The 15211-nt window shown below is 61.1% G+C and carries 16 protein-coding genes; 11 read left to right on the top strand and 5 right to left on the bottom strand.

Annotated features, from left to right (window positions below; genetic code table 11):
• The first annotated feature begins 1 nt into the window (after nucleotide 1).
• Entirely contained in the window at nucleotides 2-1294 is a 1293-nt protein-coding gene (locus tag ACZK0Z_RS11915; protein WP_180874477.1) for a zonular occludens toxin domain-containing protein, read from the top strand.
• 13 nt (nucleotides 1295-1307) lie between these two features.
• On the opposite strand, the gene ACZK0Z_RS11910 is transcribed toward ACZK0Z_RS11915, so the two are convergent.
• The 3 genes from ACZK0Z_RS11910 to ACZK0Z_RS11900 all read right to left on the bottom strand — a co-directional run bounded on the left by ACZK0Z_RS11910 (nucleotide 1308) and on the right by ACZK0Z_RS11900 (nucleotide 3120).
• On the bottom strand, nucleotides 1308-1766 hold the full coding sequence (locus ACZK0Z_RS11910) for a hypothetical protein (RefSeq protein ID WP_180874476.1): 459 nt from the start codon (nucleotides 1764-1766) through the stop codon (nucleotides 1308-1310).
• Between the two features lie 67 nt (nucleotides 1767-1833).
• Entirely contained in the window at nucleotides 1834-2157 is a 324-nt protein-coding gene (locus ACZK0Z_RS11905) for a DUF3653 domain-containing protein (RefSeq protein WP_080354167.1), read from the bottom strand.
• 411 nt (nucleotides 2158-2568) lie between these two features.
• Entirely contained in the window at nucleotides 2569-3120 is a 552-nt protein-coding gene (locus tag ACZK0Z_RS11900; protein ID WP_197650034.1) for a hypothetical protein, read from the bottom strand.
• Between the two features lie 656 nt (nucleotides 3121-3776).
• On the opposite strand from ACZK0Z_RS11900, the gene ACZK0Z_RS11895 reads away from it, so the two are divergent.
• Together ACZK0Z_RS11895 and ACZK0Z_RS11890 are read left to right on the top strand one after the other, a co-directional pair.
• On the top strand, nucleotides 3777-3926 hold the full coding sequence (locus tag ACZK0Z_RS11895) for a hypothetical protein (RefSeq protein WP_324615445.1): 150 nt from the start codon (nucleotides 3777-3779) through the stop codon (nucleotides 3924-3926).
• Nucleotides 3927-4098: 172 nt separating this feature from the next.
• The gene (locus ACZK0Z_RS11890; protein WP_349675278.1) at nucleotides 4099-4506 is read left to right on the top strand and encodes an HNH endonuclease; all 408 of its coding nucleotides are present in this window, start codon (nucleotides 4099-4101) and stop codon (nucleotides 4504-4506) included.
• Here ACZK0Z_RS11890 and ACZK0Z_RS11885 read toward each other — a convergent pair.
• Nucleotides 4503-5279: a hypothetical protein gene (locus ACZK0Z_RS11885; protein ID WP_032966761.1), complete on the bottom strand. Its 777-nt coding sequence runs from the start codon at nucleotides 5277-5279 to the stop codon at nucleotides 4503-4505. The two genes, ACZK0Z_RS11890 and ACZK0Z_RS11885, sit on opposite strands and share 4 nt — an antisense overlap.
• A gap of 2452 nt (nucleotides 5280-7731) precedes the next feature.
• Nucleotides 7732-8166, bottom strand: a complete 435-nt coding sequence (gene merR, locus ACZK0Z_RS11880; RefSeq protein ID WP_005413387.1) for an Hg(II)-responsive transcriptional regulator — start codon at nucleotides 8164-8166, stop codon at nucleotides 7732-7734.
• Between the two features lie 71 nt (nucleotides 8167-8237).
• Here merR and merT point away from each other — a divergent pair, with 71 nt between their 5' ends.
• The 8 genes from merT to ACZK0Z_RS11840 all read left to right on the top strand — a co-directional run bounded on the left by merT (nucleotide 8238) and on the right by ACZK0Z_RS11840 (nucleotide 15208).
• Nucleotides 8238-8588, top strand: coding sequence for a mercuric ion transporter MerT (merT, locus tag ACZK0Z_RS11875; protein WP_003131974.1), 351 nt, complete (start codon nucleotides 8238-8240; stop codon nucleotides 8586-8588).
• 12 nt (nucleotides 8589-8600) lie between these two features.
• Entirely contained in the window at nucleotides 8601-8876 is a 276-nt protein-coding gene (gene merP, locus ACZK0Z_RS11870; protein WP_003131987.1) for a mercury resistance system periplasmic binding protein MerP, read from the top strand.
• Between the two features lie 71 nt (nucleotides 8877-8947).
• The gene (gene merA, locus ACZK0Z_RS11865; RefSeq protein ID WP_003156770.1) at nucleotides 8948-10633 is read left to right on the top strand and encodes a mercury(II) reductase; all 1686 of its coding nucleotides are present in this window, start codon (nucleotides 8948-8950) and stop codon (nucleotides 10631-10633) included.
• Nucleotides 10634-10650: 17 nt separating this feature from the next.
• On the top strand, nucleotides 10651-11016 hold the full coding sequence (merD, locus tag ACZK0Z_RS11860; protein ID WP_000995360.1) for a mercury resistance co-regulator MerD: 366 nt from the start codon (nucleotides 10651-10653) through the stop codon (nucleotides 11014-11016).
• On the top strand, nucleotides 11013-11249 hold the full coding sequence (gene merE, locus ACZK0Z_RS11855) for a broad-spectrum mercury transporter MerE (RefSeq protein ID WP_003132004.1): 237 nt from the start codon (nucleotides 11013-11015) through the stop codon (nucleotides 11247-11249). The genes merD and merE overlap by 4 nt, the downstream gene beginning before the upstream one ends.
• Entirely contained in the window at nucleotides 11246-12235 is a 990-nt protein-coding gene (locus tag ACZK0Z_RS11850; protein WP_003132006.1) for a DUF3330 domain-containing protein, read from the top strand. Before merE ends, ACZK0Z_RS11850 begins: the two co-directional genes overlap by 4 nt.
• Before the next feature lie 418 nt (nucleotides 12236-12653).
• The gene (locus ACZK0Z_RS11845) at nucleotides 12654-14297 is read left to right on the top strand and encodes a transposase (RefSeq protein ID WP_427916248.1); all 1644 of its coding nucleotides are present in this window, start codon (nucleotides 12654-12656) and stop codon (nucleotides 14295-14297) included.
• Nucleotides 14298-14299: 2 nt separating this feature from the next.
• Nucleotides 14300-15208: a TniB family NTP-binding protein gene (locus ACZK0Z_RS11840; RefSeq protein ID WP_003830789.1), complete on the top strand. Its 909-nt coding sequence runs from the start codon at nucleotides 14300-14302 to the stop codon at nucleotides 15206-15208.
• Nucleotides 15209-15211 lie beyond the last annotated feature (3 nt).

Here is a 15211-nt window from a genome sequence, read left to right as displayed (position 1 = left end):
AATGATCTTCGGCCATGAAGGGTTGCCGCGCAGCGGCAAGAGCTACGAGGCAGTGCTCCACCACATCCTGCCCGCGCTGCGCGCTAAGCGGCACGTGTACGTGCGCCTCAACGGCGTAGGTGAGAGCCTGGGCAAGATTGCGGCTCACCTCGGGATGCCTGAGGAAGAAGTGCGTGATCTTGTCCACGTGATGGGCGACAAGGAGGTGGTTGACTGGTGTGTATGCGACACGGACAACGACGGCGCTATCTCGTTCCCGCACATCGAGAAGCATGCTCTAGTCGTGATCGATGAGGCGCATGAGTACTGGCCCACGAACCGGGCCAATTTGCCGGAGCGCACGGCCAACTTCTTCGCGAAGCACGGCCACATTAGCCTCGACATGGTGATCATTTCGCAGGACTGCAAAGACCTGCACCGGCTGATCATTCGCCGCATGGCGAAGAAGAACACGTATACCAAGCTCGATGCGCTGGGCTCCGATCAGCGCTATTCGGTGAGGTTCTACGCCGCCACCGGCACCGGCAAGTACGAGACGGTAGGCACCGAGGTTCGCAAGTACGATCCGGCCATCTGGGAGCTTTACCACGGCGTGCAGCCGGGCATTGAGTCAAACGAGGTCTACAAGGGCAACACCCGCACCTTGTGGAAGACACTGCGGGGGCCCTCAATCGTGATGGGGCTTGCACTCGTTATCGGCGTTGTCATGTTCCTGCGATTCTTCTTCGCTGGTGGCTCAACCGGCGAGGAAAGCAAGCTGAAAGAGGTTGTGAAGTCGCAGAAAGCCGCGATTCCGGCAATCGCGCAAGCGCCCGGCGCACAGCCGGCCACCGTGGTCACGAAGGTGGTGGACACCCCGAAGTCCAAGGAGAAAATGCCCGCAGGCGTGCAGTACGTCCTCGACATGGCGGCCAATGCCAGGGCGCGGCACGCTGGTTGGTACGGTCACCGGGATATCGTGGAGTTCCGAGCATCGGGGGGAGGGCAGGTGCTCGACAGATTCACTACGGAGCAGCTGTGGGCGCTGGGCTGGTCCGTAAAACGGACAGAGTTTGGTGTGCTGCTGTCAGCGAAAGGCCATGAGATCATCGCGACCACTTGGCCCGTGGATCCGTTCGGCGAACAGTCCGATTCAACTACCGAGCGCATAAGGGCTGCGGCGGGGTCGCCTGTGACGAGCGCGAGCGAGACACAGCCGACCACCGCCGCGGCGAACGGGAGCACCCTGATTGCAGTTGGCAAGCGCCCGCTGGGCACGTTCCCCGAAACGCCGCCGTATCAGGCCAGCTTCTGATTTGTGTGACTGATCACGGGCAGCGATCGTTCGGAGAAAGCACCCAGCCACCATCAGCGGCCATTTGCCTGTACGGCTTTCCTGCGAAGCACTGGACGTTCATCGTCGGCTGGTCGCCGCAGCGCGAGCCCGGTAGATTCTCCCAGCCGCCTTCGATGCGACGGAACAGCATGCCGTTGATGCATCGCATATCACGGCCCAGCTGCTCGGGACGTGCGCGGGAAGGCGTCACAACCGGTGCTGCTACGACCTCACGCTGCTGCATGGCTTGTGTAGGGGCCGCTGTTTCGACAGCATCAGCGGTGCGTCGCAGCCCCTCAAAACGCTCGTTCCATGCACTGTTAGTGCGTCCAAGCGTCAGTACACCGATGGTGGCAAGGCTTATCACCGTCAGAAACCCTGTGACCAGCCACGGGAAGTACCAGCGGCGCCGCTCGATAGGCGGCAGGTATTCCGGTCGTTCGCGTTCCATACGTCCCCCAAGGCGTCCTGAGCGCATTGTAGCCGGGGTGTAGGGGCAGCGCCCCTACGGAAGCGCCTCACACGCGCTGGCGAGGCCTCGGCCCCGGTACTGGCAGGACACCCGCCACAGGATCGGCGTCAGGACCAGCCATCACCCCCGAAGACCGCTTTGCGCGACGATGGGCGACCTCGGCCAGGTCAACGATACCGGCACGCCCGAACGGCCGTTTCTGGCCGCCTCGGGCAATCTCCATCATCCGACGCCATTCCTGCGCCTGTGCTGCCAGCAGAGAGAGCCAAGCCAGATCCTGCGGTTCCAGCTCACGGCCTTCGGGTGTGACCAGTCGACCGGCCTTAAACGAAAAACCGGCCCAAGGGCCGGTTAGGTTGCGATCACGCACAATCAGGCTCCATGCCACAGCAGGGCTGAGGGTCGAGGCAAGCTCCGTGCCAGTCTGGCCCAGATGCTGCGAACATAATATACATTATGCGAAATGCCGTATCTGGCCTGATACGGTTCGTGGGCTCCGCGTGGCAATGGCTCCGGCTCTGGCTTGGTGATGATGGCTGAGGTAGCTCTCTGGGCCTCGACCGCTCGGAATGCTTCGACTGCCGTGAAATCCAGCGTCATCTAACTAGCCGAAGTCCTCAGAATTCACCGGGAACGGCAGTTGGGCATGGGCAATCCCGATTCCGGCGCCGAGCAGTACGTGCCCTTGAAGTGCCTTGTTTTGAGTTCACTGGATGTCGAAGGTCCATGCACAGAACTGGCCCCGGGAACATGCAAGCAAAAGCGCCGCCGGCGAAGCAGGTCAGTCACCGGGCGCTGGGATTCTAGCTATGCTCTGTGAAGCAACTACTTCTCCGCTCTCGGATGGGCAAATTGTAGTTGGAGCCAACAAAGCTTTGCCAGATGCTGAAGTTTGTCGGTTGATCTCGCCAGCCACGACGAAGGTGCCAAGAATCGCCAGAAGCAGCGTGATCAGCCCAAATCCACGAACAATGACGATCAGTAAGGGCTGCCCCTTGACACTGAATCGGTGGCGGGCATAGATCAGGGCAGAGGCCATTCCGGCGGAAAGTCCCAGCACCGCGCATGCCCACGGGCCGATGACGCGCAAGGCAGTTGGCATGGAGCTGTGCATAACGATGAACGCTCCACCAAGCACTGCCAAACCTAGCGTGAGGCCCTTCATCAGTTCTAGAAAGTCCCGCAGTTCCTTCTCAAAATCATCGTCCTTTGTAGTGACCTTGGGGGCGGCGCTGGAGTTGTCACCGTGGCCCCATGAAGTGGCACTACTTGGCCGCTGATTCACCTTTCTCTTCTTGCCCATTCGTGCGTACTTCTGGAAGTTGAAAGGCATTCATCGGCCGAAATCGCGCTACCTTGAGGCTATATTCGACGAATGCACGGCCCGCAGATGTTCGGTCCAAAGGGCGAAACGTCCGCCTCAAGAGCTGTGACGCTGGAATCAGGCCGCAATAGACCCTCCCCTTGCCCGCGCTCAGCATTGGGTCGTGTATTCGCTAACAGGGAAAGGGCCTGACATGGCGACTGAGATGAACACGTTTTACTCAGCTGGGCCACACACGGGCGCCCAGGCGACATCGCAACTGGGCAGAGCATTCCCAGCTTCGGTCGGGCGGCAGTTGAATTGAGGCTGTTAGCCATTGAAATTGCTTGGTCGTCAGGGGCGGGCTGCTTTTGGCACACCGCTGCCGAACGGCTGCTTAGGGTCGCATTACGCCCAGCTTCTCGAGCCAGGTGACTGCCACAACGGAAACGCCCCAGATCCCACAGCTGTCCGCCCGTATTTCCCCACAAGGACGCCCGCGATTTCCAGATCTCCCCCAAAGATGCCCTTGATTCCTGGATCCGCATCTAAGACGCCCTCGATTTCTGGCTCCACATCCAGCTCGCCCTTGAGTTCCCAACTGCGCACCTGATCGGTCAGAGCTTGTCGCCTGCACTTCCCAGTTCCGCCAGTCGCGACATTGGTCGCAAGAACAATTAGACGAGATCTCGGGCCTGAACGTGCGAACAGTTCAGCGGGTTGAGCAGGACTACAACACCGCGACTTCCCTGGGTGACGCGCCACGCCCCGCTCCACCTGCTCAAGCGCGTCGCTCGCCCCCTGACCAAGCTTTGACCTTAACTGGGCGTCGGTGACTCCCTCCCGTTCTGGTCGGCATCTGGGCCTTGTAGCGGCTCAAGCGCTGAGCTATAACGCCTTAGCCAGTCGCTATAAAGCGCCGGTGTTGTGCCCGCATAGCCAATAGGCTCCGGGTGCCCGAGGTCCACCCAATGGGGGCACGGGAATCCTTCGATTCCGGAGCCATCCATGACCGCCAAACGCCGCAGATCCCTTCGCACTTCTGCCTTCTACGCCCAATCGGGCCGTTGCTTCTATTGCGGCCTGCCGATGTGGCTCACTGCACCCTCAGAGCTCGGGCTGAAGGCCAGTAAGGCCCGAGCCTTTCAATGCACCGCCGAGCACCTGGTGGCCCAACAGGACGGGGGCAGAGACGTGTCCGGGAACGTGGTGGCCGCGCATAGCCGGTGCAACCAGGGCAGGCACCAGCGGAAGGGACCAGCCCCTTCCGCTGAAGCGTTCCGGGCGCTGGTTCAGACGCGGCTGGCAATGGGGAGATGGTGGTCCCGACTGCCATCAGGGATTGCACGTGCTTCCGTATGGCCAATTGAATTGAATCTTTGCAAGGAATCGGCAGCTGCTTGCCTGATTCGCTAGTCCACACTAGTGGCGCCCGGTTGCGGTGCTAGAACGGCGAGTCTGCTGCGAAATGGTCGCGCATTGGGCCTAACAAGGTCTGCGACCCTGTCAACACGTCCGAGAATTCCACCTGTCGCCACCTTCTCGTTCCAATATCGTTCCATCCACTCGGCTTTATCCAGGATCTTACCCGGAGCGCCTAGCAGCCTCTTGGCGATGAAATGCCGGATGAGAGCGGCCTGGCTATCGAGAATCACGACGCCCGCCCTTGGATTAGAGTCATAAGCGCTGTACGAGATCAGATAGTGGACATAGTGGCGGTCTGGCTCTTCGTCATCCCACGTCAACAGGTTGCTTAACCCCGCAGCGCGAGCATCCGATCGCACCTCTTCGCTCACGAGCACCATGGGATTGCGTGCTTCCTTACATTCCATGCGATAGGCGTCCAGCATCGCCGGTCCGAAGATCATCTGAGAATCATGATGAATGCTTCCAACTGTGAGCCCTCCACGTATCAATATATCAACCACTAGCAGGTTCTCGGCCAACATTCTGATGCAGCTCAGGATGTCGGCAAGGCCAGCAGGAGAGCGGCTGCTTGATATGACGATGCAGTCGCTGAAGTAAGTGAACAAAAGTCCTGTTGCTGGGTTGCAGCACGCTGTGTTCTTTAGTCTGTCGATGGCCTCTGCTATTTCATCAAGCTTGCTCATGTCGGCTGCCGACTCTTGGACAAGTGCGGAGAACCCGAGCATGTCGATGAAGGCGACGTACTTATCTTGGTAGAGCATGAAGAACTCCTTAGATGGTCGTGCCCATGGTGCCGAGGGCGGTTCCATTTGACCAGCGGGTGCGGGGCACGTCATAGGCCATGGAGCAATGTCAGCGACCTGGCTCGCGCACTAGTCTCGCAGAGGCTTGTTACGGCGCATCTTCGCATCGGATAGAAGCGAGCGAACGAGAGAGTTGAAGTCCATCCTGGCCCTAAAAGTTTCCTTCACCCTTGGTTAAACGAATGTCCGCTTTCGGTCAGAAGCGGACCAAAGTAGCCGGTGCTCTTCGCAGCCCGTACGCGACTTGGAGTCATATCATCAATCTGTATCAGGGCTCAGACCTAAGTGCCTGATGGTCCAATTCAGCGACACTATCCAGCTTCGGCGTCATCGCACACTTCGGGATACAGCCAGCGCGATCCGCTTATGGAACCAACCGCACTGTGCCTTACTCTTAAGGAACATTGCCAACGGCAACCTTCGGCAATTGAATTTAGAGAATCCGGGCGGTTCATCCCGCGCGGCCCGTTAATGTCTACAGCTGTGGAGTTGTGAATGGCAGAAGATCAAGGTGGTGAAGAGGTAATTAGGGAGATAGGGAAGGCGCTAGCCCTTGCGTCTGAGCTTGATCCACAAATTGTTAGATCGCTTCGCTCCGCGATTGTTCAGGCGATGTCTGATTACGAGGACGACACGAATGCACAAGCTGCAGCCGCACTTGCGGCGGTTCTCGATTTTAGACCTGTGACGACCCAAGACGCCCTCTCGCAAACCTTGGGTGAGATCGGGAAGCTGGTCCAAGGTCTCACCGGACTGGAGGACGTTCATTACACTGTTGAGACACCAGAAGGTCGCCGAGTTCGCTCAATCCGGTCACATCTACCAACTGTATCACCCCAGCGTTTGACGGATCACGAGCAGGCAGATCTTGAGGCCTATATCGCTCGATATCTGCCACCGGACGACCCTCGCGAGGAACACGCGCCACGAGGACCGCGACTGTGACGATCAGTAAGTTAGCAATCCTCAACGCTGTGAAAGCAGCCATTTCGCGTGCTAAGGCGAGCGGGTCTCCCTACGCGCAAGGAAAGGCTTACGAACTTCGGGTGCTGCTTAGGCTTCTGCGAATCATCGATAGTGCGGGCTACAAGCTCACGTGTACCCCCAAGATGGCAGGCGTCCTGACGTTTGGAGGATCTCCATGCAAAGCAAACCATCCGGATCACGATTACATCAGTGGATCTACGTCTACTGAGAAGCTCGAGATTAGGATTTCAGTGCAGGTCACCACACTAAGCCATAGCTGGAAAGGCACGACGGTGGTCAAAGCGGCTGACCGTCACGAGATTGACGTCGGTGTATATCGTCCGATTAAGACCCGTCGCTATCCCGCATTTACGGAGTTACTTCTTGGGGTCTCGTGCAAGACTGGCGGCTGGAACAAGGCGTACGTCCGCGAGGCGCTAGGTATGCGTAGGGAGCTAGGATTCCTCACATCACCTAGGACGAGCTTGACGAGCTCAGCTCCGTGGTTCATCGCAACAGTTCCCTGCGATCCTCCGGTTCCCTTTGCCTTGTACGCGACCAACGCTGGGTCCGCCGTGTATGCGTCGTTGGCAGCTTTGGGGCTCTACGTCGAGCACTACAAGGGGTAGCGGAAACAGGCTTTGGAGTACGGATCAACTCAGGTGTGTCGAGAACGATGCCCGCTTTGGGTCGAAGGCGGATGCCATCACCGGGCCGGTCGCCGCCCAATGTCCGCTTCCGGCCAGAAGCGGACATCCACCCTGCCCTCGATAAACATCCCAAATCCACGGACGACCTTAGTCTGCTTTGGCCTTCTGCCTTAGGGCCAGACCTGAACTTCGATTTCAGCCCCTAGCGTATTTGACTCCCGCGACCTAGATCTCTCCTAGATCCTTGAGCAGGGCTTGCCCCTTCTGCAGAAACCCAACTAGCAGTCGACCTCCTGCTACTTTCCGGCCCAATTGCCCATTGAGGTAGCTGACCTGGAGACGCGCATGGGCCAGCAGATCCACCTGGGCCATGCTAGGGGTCGCGGCCTGGAGCGGTTCGCCCGGCGACGCCATCTGCCCCCCGATCGGCTGGACAACGCAAGGGCGCCGGCTGTCACTCTTCGCATACGCCGTGGCCATCATCCGGCCGTTCTTCAACGACCATCCACCAAGCACCAACTCGGTCCCGAGTTGCTCGATCGGCAATCCCGCTTCGCTAACCGCTTTCTCAAAGTTCGGCCAGAGTTGGTCCACCACCAGCCCTAGCTCGGCAGATAGCTGTTCTATTGTGAAATCTGCGCGGAAGCTGGCCTGCAGTGCAAGCTCGTAGATGCGGAGGAAGGGGGAACCGCAGAATTCGGAAAAAATCGTACGCTAAGCTAACGGTGTTCTCGTGACAGCTCTTTGACTAGGCTTTCTAAGGGGTCGTCTCAGAAAACGGAAAATAAAGCACGCTAAGGCATAGCCGAACCTGCCAAGCTTGCTCCACCCTGTAGTGACGCGATCAGCGGGCAGGAAACGTTCCCCCTTCGCGCATGGCAGGCGCGCACCAACTCAGACAGCACGGCCTCCATGCGCGCCAGGTCAGCCATTTTCTCGCGCACGTCCTTGAGCTTGTGCTCGGCCAGACTGCTGGCTTCCTCGCAATGGGTGCCATCCTCCAGCCGCAGCAGCTCGGCGATCTCATCCAGGCTGAAGCCCAGCCGCTGGGCTGATTTCACGAAGCGCACCCGCGTTACATTCGCCTCGCCATAGCGGCGGATGCTGCCATAGGGCTTGTCAGGCTCCAGCAACAAGCCCTTGCGCTGATAGAAACGGATGGTCTCCACATTGACCCCGGCCGCCTTGGCGAAAACGCCAATGGTCAGGTTCTCCAAATTGTTTTCCATATCGCTTGACTCCGTACATGAGTACGGAAGTAAGGTTACGCTATCCAATTTCAATTCGAAAGGACAAGCGCATGTCTGAACCAAAAACCGGGCGCGGCGCGCTCTTCACTGGAGGGCTTGCCGCCATCCTCGCCTCGGCTTGCTGCCTCGGGCCGTTGGTTCTGATCGCCTTGGGGTTCAGCGGCGCTTGGATCGGCAACTTGGCGGTGTTGGAACCCTATCGCCCCATCTTTATCGGCGTGGCGCTGGTGGCGTTGTTCTTCGCCTGGCGGCGCATCTACCGGCAGGCAGCGGCCTGCAAACCGGGTGAGGTCTGCGCGATTCCCCAAGTGCGAGCTACTTACAAGCTCATTTTCTGGATCGTGGCCGCGCTGGTTCTGGTCGCGCTCGGATTTCCCTACGTCATGCCATTTTTCTACTGATCGGAGTTCACCATGAAGAAACTGTTTGCCTCCCTCGCCCTCGCCGCCGTTGTTGCCCCCGTCTGGGCCGCCACCCAGACCGTCACGCTGTCCGTACCGGGCATGACCTGCTCCGCCTGCCCGATCACTGTCAAGAAGGCGATTTCCAAGGTCGAAGGCGTCAGCAAAGTTGACGTGACTTTCGAGACACGCCAAGCGGTCGTCACCTTCGACGATGCCAAGACCAGCGTGCAGAAGCTGACCAAGGCAACCGCAGACGCGGGCTATCCGTCCAGCGTCAAGCAGTGAGTCACTGAAAACGGCACCGCAGCACAACGGACGTCATTGTCTGGCGCCACAAACGATAAAGGATCTGTTGCATGACCCATCTAAAAATCACCGGCATGACTTGCGACTCGTGCGCGGCGCACGTCAAGGAAGCGCTGGAAAAAGTGCCAGGCGTGCAGTCGGCGCTGGTGTCCTATCCGAAGGGCACAGCGCAACTCGCCATCGTGCCGGGCACATCGCCGGACGCGCTGACTGCCGCCGTGGCCGGACTGGGCTACAAGGCAACGCTAGCCGATGCGCCACTGGCGGACAACCGCGTCGGACTGCTCGACAAGGTGCGGGGATGGATGGCCGCCGCCGAAAAGCACAGTGGCAACGAGCCCCCGGTGCAGGTAGCGGTCATTGGCAGCGGTGGAGCCGCGATGGCGGCGGCGCTGAAGGCCGTCGAGCAAGGCGCGCAGGTCACGCTGATCGAGCGCGGCACCATCGGCGGCACCTGCGTCAATGTCGGCTGTGTGCCGTCCAAGATCATGATCCGCGCCGCCCACATCGCCCATCTGCGCCGGGAAAGCCCGTTCGATGGCGGTATTGCGGCAACTGTGCCTACGATTGACCGCAGTAAGCTGCTGGCCCAGCAGCAGGCCCGCGTCGACGAACTGCGGCACGCCAAGTACGAAGGCATCCTGGGCGGTAATCCGGCCATCACCGTTGTGCACGGTGAGGCGCGCTTCAAGGACGACCAGAGCCTTACCGTCCGTTTGAACGAGGGTGGCGAGCGCGTCGTGATGTTCGACCGCTGCCTGGTCGCCACGGGTGCCAGCCCGGCGGTCCCGCCGATTCCGGGCTTGAAAGAGTCACCCTACTGGACTTCCACCGAGGCCCTGGCGAGCGACACCATTCCCGAACGCCTTGCCGTAATCGGCTCGTCGGTGGTGGCGCTGGAGCTGGCGCAAGCCTTTGCCCGGCTGGGCAGCAAGGTCACGGTCCTGGCGCGCAATACCTTGTTCTTCCGTGAAGACCCGGCCATCGGCGAGGCGGTGACAGCCGCTTTCCGTGCCGAGGGCATCGAGGTGCTGGAGCACACGCAAGCCAGCCAGGTCGCCCATATGGACGGTGAATTCGTGCTGACCACCACGCACGGTGAATTGCGCGCCGACAAACTGCTGGTTGCCACCGGTCGGACACCGAACACGCGCAGCCTCGCGCTGGACGCAGCGGGGGTCACTGTCAATGCGCAAGGTGCCATCGTCATCGACCAAGGCATGCGCACGAGCAACCCGAACATCTACGCGGCCGGCGACTGCACCGACCAGCCGCAGTTCGTCTATGTGGCGGCAGCGGCCGGCACCCGTGCCGCGATCAACATGACCGGCGGCGATGCGGCGCTCGACCTGACCGCAATGCCGGCCGTGGTGTTCACCGATCCGCAAGTGGCGACCGTGGGCTACAGCGAGGCGGAAGCCCACCACGACGGGATCGAGACCGACAGCCGCACCTTGACCTTGGACAACGTGCCGCGTGCGCTCGCCAACTTCGACACACGCGGCTTCATCAAGTTGGTTATCGAGGAAGGCAGCCATCGGCTGATCGGCGTACAGGCGGTCGCGCCGGAAGCGGGTGAACTGATCCAGACGGCGGCTCTGGCCATTCGCAACCGCATGACGGTGCAGGAACTGGCCGACCAGTTGTTCCCCTACCTGACGATGGTCGAGGGGTTGAAGCTCGCGGCGCAGACCTTCAACAAGGATGTGAAGCAGCTTTCCTGCTGCGCCGGGTGAGAAAAAGGAGGTGTTCAATGAACGCCTACACGGTGTCCCGGCTGGCTCTTGATGCCGGGGTGAGCGTGCATATCGTGCGCGACTACCTGCTGCGCGGATTGCTGCGCCCGGTGGCGTGCACACCAGGCGGCTACGGCTTGTTCGATGACGCCGCCTTGCAACGGCTGTGCTTCGTGCGGGCGGCCTTCGAGGCGGGCATCGGCCTCGACGCGCTGGCGCGGCTGTGCCGGGCGCTGGATGCGGCGGACGGCGACGAAGCGGCCGCGCAGCTTGCCCTGCTGCGTCAGTTCGTCGAGCGTCGGCGCGAAGCGTTGGCCGATCTGGAAGTGCAGTTGGCCACCCTGCCGACCGAGCCGGCACAGCACGCGGAGAGTCTGCCATGAACAACCCCGAGCGCTTGCCGTCCGAGACGCACAAACCGATCACCGGCTACCTGTGGGGCGGACTGGCTGTGCTGACTTGCCCCTGCCACCTGCCCATCCTCGCTGTCGTGCTGGCCGGCACAACCGCCGGTGCTTTCCTCGGCGAGCATTGGGTCATCGCGGCGCTCGGTTTGACCGGCCTGTTCCTTCTGTCCCTGTCGCGGGCGTTGCGGGCATTCAGGGAAAGAGAATGAGCGCTTTCCGGCCGGATGGATGGACGACGCCGGAACTGGCCCAAGCGGTCGAGCGCGGGCAGCTTGAACTGCACTACCAGCCCGTCGTCGATCTGCGCAGTGGTGGGATTGTCGGCGCGGAAGCCCTGTTGCGCTGGCGTCATCCGACGCTTGGACTATTGCCACCGGGCCAGTTCCTGCCCGTGGTCGAATCGTCCGGCCTGATGCCTGAAATCGGCGCTTGGGTGCTGGGCGAAGCCTGCCGCCAGATGCGTGACTGGCGAATGCTGGCATGGCGACCGTTCCGGCTGGCCGTCAATGTTTCGGCGAGCCAAGTGGGACCGGACTTCGACGGGTGGGTAAAGGGCGTGCTGGCTGATGCCGAGTTGCCCGCCGAGTATCTCGAAATCGAGCTGACCGAATCGGTCGCGTTTGGTGATCCGGCGATCTTCCCCGCCCTGGACGCCTTGCGGCAGATCGGTGTGCGCTTCGCCGCCGATGACTTCGGGACGGGGTATTCCTGTCTGCAACATCTGAAGTGCTGCCCAATCAGCACGCTCAAGATCGACCAATCGTTTGTCGCCGGGCTCGCCAACGACCGCCGCGACCAAACCATCGTGCACACCGTGATTCAGCTTGCGCACGGGCTGGGCATGGATGTGGTGGCTGAAGGCGTGGAAACATCGGCGAGTCTTGATCTATTGCGACAAGCGGACTGCGACACAGGACAAGGCTTCCTGTTCGCGAAGCCAATGCCGGCGGCGGCATTCGCCGTCTTCGTCAGTCAATGGAGGGGTGCCACCATGAATGCAAGTGACTCGACCACCACCAGTTGCTGCGTGTGCTGCAAGGAAATCCCGCTCGATGCCGCCTTCACCCCGGAAGGCGCGGAATACGTCGAGCACTTCTGCGGGTTGGAGTGTTATCAACGCTTCGAAGCGCGTGCCAAGACAGGGAACGAAACCGATGCCGATCCGAACGCCTGCGACTCGCTACCGTCAGATTGAGGCATACCCTAACTGGATGTCAGGCAGGGCCGCGCCGCTTAGTCAGAATAGAGTCATCTTTCGCATTTTTTGACACATGCCTGCGAAGGTCATAGATTTCAGCCTGACAGAAACGGGGTTTGAGGCACAACGGAACAGAAGGAGCACTTAAGCCGCCTTCAACCAAGGAGACATCGTGCAGGGGCACCGCATCGGCTACGTCCGGGTCAGCAGCTTCGACCAGAACCCGGAACGCCAGCTGTCATTTTCAGAAGACGACTGCACCAATTGACGGGGCGTAACGCCAGGTGTGCAGTCGGCTCCTGACCACGCAATATCAGAAGTCATCTGCACCAATCTCGACTATGCTCAATACTCGTGTGCACCAAAGCGAGGTGTGAGCATGGCGTCAGACACATTACCAATTGCCGAGCAGGGCGTGGCCACCCTGCCCGATGCGGCATGGGCACAGGCCCGGCACCGGACCGAAATCATCGGGCCGCTGGCAGCGCTTGAAGTGGTTGGGCATGAAGCCGCCGATGCCGCTGCTCAAGCGCTGGGCCTATCCAGGCGGCAGGTGTATGTCCTGATCCGGCGTGCCCGGCAAGGTGCTGGGTTTGTGACGGACCTGGTTCCCGGCCAGTCCGGCGGCGGAAAAGGCAAGGGACGCTTGCCGGAATCAGTTGAGCGCATCATCCGCGAGTTGCTGCAAAAGCGCTTCCTGACCAAGCAGAAGCGTAGCCTGGCGGCGTTCCACCGCGAGGTCGCGCAGGCTTGCAAAGCGCAAAAGCTACGGGTGCCGGCGCGCAACACTTTGGCCCTGCGGATCGCCGGCCTCGACCCGCTCAAGGCCACTCGCCGCCGGGAAGGTCAGGATGCGTCCCGCAGCCTGCAAGGTGTCGGTGGTGAGCCTCCCGCCGTGACCGCGCCACTGGAACAAGTGCAGATTGATCACACGGTCATCGACCTGATCGTGGTGGACGAGCGCGACCGGCAACCGATTGGCCGTCCGTATCTGACCATCGCCATCGACGTGTTTACCCGCTGCGTGCTCGGCATGGTCGTCACGCTGGAAGCGCCGTCATCTGTTTCGGTCGGCCTGTGCCTTGTGCATGTCGCCTGCGACAAGCGTCCCTGGCTGGAGGGTCTGAATATAGAAATGGATTGGCCGATGAGCGGCAAGCCCAGGCTGCTCTACTTGGACAACGCGGCCGAGTTCAAGAGCGAGGCGCTGCGCCGTGGCTGCGAGCAGCACGGCATCCGGTTGGACTATCGTCCGCCAGGGCAGCCGCACTACGGCGGCATCGTGGAACGGATCATCGGTACGGCGATGCAGATGATCCACGATGAATTGCCAGGGACGACCTTCTCCAACCCTGACCAGCGCGGGGACTACGATTCCGAAAACAAGGCCGCCCTGACATCGCGTGAGCTGGAGCGCTGGCTCACGTTGGCGGTGGGCACCTATCACGGCTCTGTGCACAACGGCCTGCTTCAGCCGCCGGCGGCGCGCTGGTCAGAAGCCGTGGCGCGTGTCGGTGTACCGGCTGTCGTCACCCGCGCCTTGGCTTTTTTGGTCGATTTCCTGCCCATCATTCGCCGTACTCTGACTCGCACCGGCTTTGTCATCGACCACATTCACTACTACGCCGATGCGCTCAAACCGTGGATCGCACGACGCGACCGCTTGCCCGCTTTCCTGATCCGGCGCGACCCGCGTGACATCAGCCGTATCTGGGTGCTGGAACCGGAGGGGCAGCATTACCTGGAAATCCCCTACCGTACCTTGTCGCACCCGGCTGTCACCCTCTGGGAACAACGGCAGGCGCTGACGAAATTGCGGCAGCAGGGACGCGAACAGGTGGATGAGTCGGCGCTGTTCCGCATGATCGGGCAGATGCGCGAGATCGTGACCACCGCACAGAAGGCCACGCGCAAGGCGCGGCGCGACGCGGATCGACGCCAGCACCTCAAGGCATCGCCTCCGCCGGACAAGCCGATTCCGCCGAAAACGGACGTTGCTGATCCGCAGGCAGACAACCTGCCTCCGGCCAAACCGTTCGACCAGATCGAGGAGTGGTAGCCGTGGACGAATATCCCATCATCGACTTGTCACACCTGCTGCCAGCGGCACAGGGGCTGGCTCGGCTGCCGGCGGACGAGCGCATCCAGCGCCTTCGCGCCGACCGCTGGATCGGCTACCCGCGCGCGGTCGAGGCGCTGAACCGGCTGGAAACCCTGTATGCGTGGCCAAACAAGCAACGCATGCCCAACCTGCTGCTGGTTGGCCCGACCAACAACGGCAAGTCGATGATCATCGAGAAATTCCGGCGCACGCATCCGGCCAGCTCCGACGCGGACCAGGAACACATGCCGGTGCTGGTCGTGCAGATGCCGTCCGAACCGTCGGTGATCCGCTTCTACGTCGCGCTACTTGCCGCGATGGGGGCACCATTGCGCCCGCGCCCACGGCTGCCGGAAATGGAGCAACTGGCGCTGGCACTGCTGCGCAAGGTCGGCGTGCGCATGCTGGTGATCGACGAGCTGCACAACGTCTTGGCCGGCAACAGCGTCAACCGGCGGGAATTTCTCAACCTGCTGCGCTTCCTCGGCAATGAGCTGCGCATCCCATTGGTCGGGGTCGGCACGCGCGACGCCTACCTGGCCATCCGCTCGGATGACCAATTGGAAAACCGCTTCGAGCCCATGATGCTGCCGGTGTGGGAGGCCAACGACGATTGCTGCTCACTGCTGGCCAGCTTCGCCGCTTCGCTTCCATTGCGGCGACCCTCGTCGATTGCCACGCTGGACATGGCCCGCTACCTGCTCACACGCAGCGAGGGCACCATCGGCGAACTGGCGCACTTGCTGATGGCGGCGGCCCTCGTCGCCGTGGAGAGCGGCGAGGAAGCGATCAACCACCGCACGCTCAGCATGGCCGATTACACCGGCCCAAGCGAGCGGCGTCGGCAATTCGAGCGGGAACTGATGTGAAGC

The sequence above is a fragment of the Stenotrophomonas sp. 116085_Sma genome (assembly GCF_056479585.1).
This window is presented reverse-complemented; position numbering and strand designations above follow the sequence as displayed.

What these genes read in the sequence shown, in the direction of transcription:
- merA (WP_003156770.1), top strand. Translation starts at nt 8,948, where the DNA reads ATGACCCATCTAAAAATCACCGGCATGACTTGCGACTCGTGCGCGGCG.
- merR (WP_005413387.1), bottom strand. Translation starts at nt 8,166, where the DNA reads ATGGAAAACAATTTGGAGAACCTGACCATTGGCGTTTTCGCCAAGGCG.
- ACZK0Z_RS11885 (WP_032966761.1), bottom strand. Translation starts at nt 5,279, where the DNA reads ATGCTCTACCAAGATAAGTACGTCGCCTTCATCGACATGCTCGGGTTC.
- ACZK0Z_RS11890 (WP_349675278.1), top strand. Translation starts at nt 4,099, where the DNA reads ATGACCGCCAAACGCCGCAGATCCCTTCGCACTTCTGCCTTCTACGCC.
- merE (WP_003132004.1), top strand. Translation starts at nt 11,013, where the DNA reads ATGAACAACCCCGAGCGCTTGCCGTCCGAGACGCACAAACCGATCACC.
- merD (WP_000995360.1), top strand. Translation starts at nt 10,651, where the DNA reads ATGAACGCCTACACGGTGTCCCGGCTGGCTCTTGATGCCGGGGTGAGC.
- merT (WP_003131974.1), top strand. Translation starts at nt 8,238, where the DNA reads ATGTCTGAACCAAAAACCGGGCGCGGCGCGCTCTTCACTGGAGGGCTT.
- ACZK0Z_RS11850 (WP_003132006.1), top strand. Translation starts at nt 11,246, where the DNA reads ATGAGCGCTTTCCGGCCGGATGGATGGACGACGCCGGAACTGGCCCAA.
- ACZK0Z_RS11900 (WP_197650034.1), bottom strand. Translation starts at nt 3,120, where the DNA reads ATGCCTTTCAACTTCCAGAAGTACGCACGAATGGGCAAGAAGAGAAAG.
- ACZK0Z_RS11915 (WP_180874477.1), top strand. Translation starts at nt 2, where the DNA reads ATGATCTTCGGCCATGAAGGGTTGCCGCGCAGCGGCAAGAGCTACGAG.
- merP (WP_003131987.1), top strand. Translation starts at nt 8,601, where the DNA reads ATGAAGAAACTGTTTGCCTCCCTCGCCCTCGCCGCCGTTGTTGCCCCC.
- ACZK0Z_RS11910 (WP_180874476.1), bottom strand. Translation starts at nt 1,766, where the DNA reads ATGGAACGCGAACGACCGGAATACCTGCCGCCTATCGAGCGGCGCCGC.